At 51.8% G+C, this 450-nt stretch carries 1 protein-coding gene; it reads right to left on the reverse strand.

Translation table 11 applies throughout. From position 1 onward, the window contains the following. Positions 1-392, reverse strand: a 392-nt coding sequence (locus L692_RS30095; RefSeq protein ID WP_198027824.1) for a hypothetical protein, incomplete at its 3' end; no start/stop codon positions are given. Positions 393-450: the final 58 nt, after the last annotated feature.

Genomic DNA, 450 nt, shown 5'->3' on the forward strand with positions numbered 1-450 from the left:
TTGTCTTCTTGTATCCGAAGCACGACTGCGGTAATGCTCCAGCTGCTCGCAACCCTCTTCTTCAGCTTCTCTCTCATTTCTTGACTGACCGGGTTCTCTGCGGTTCCCATCTCCCGCTCCACGATAGCAAAAGTTTTCTCGGCCGCCTCATAATGGAGCAGTTCATTCCATACAAAGAATCCGCCTACAATGACAGCCCCCAGCAAAAACAAGGCAATCGCCGCTGTCAGAATGCTGCCCGAAAATACCTTTTTCATCCGGTAAAGCGACTTCAGCTCGGTTTCGATCTGGCCTGGCTCTCCGAAGTTCTCCAGGGCCTTATGGAGAGCATCCGCTTCCGTGTATCCCCTTGAAATCCAGTCCTCTATACTGCTCAGTAGATTAGCCGTCATCTCCTCCCGAAACTCTTCAACCTCTGCCGGTGATTCATTCATTTGGCTGCACAGGCGG

Source organism: Paenibacillus forsythiae T98 (assembly GCF_000520735.1).
GTDB lineage: Bacteria > Bacillota > Bacilli > Paenibacillales > Paenibacillaceae > Paenibacillus_AQ > Paenibacillus_AQ forsythiae.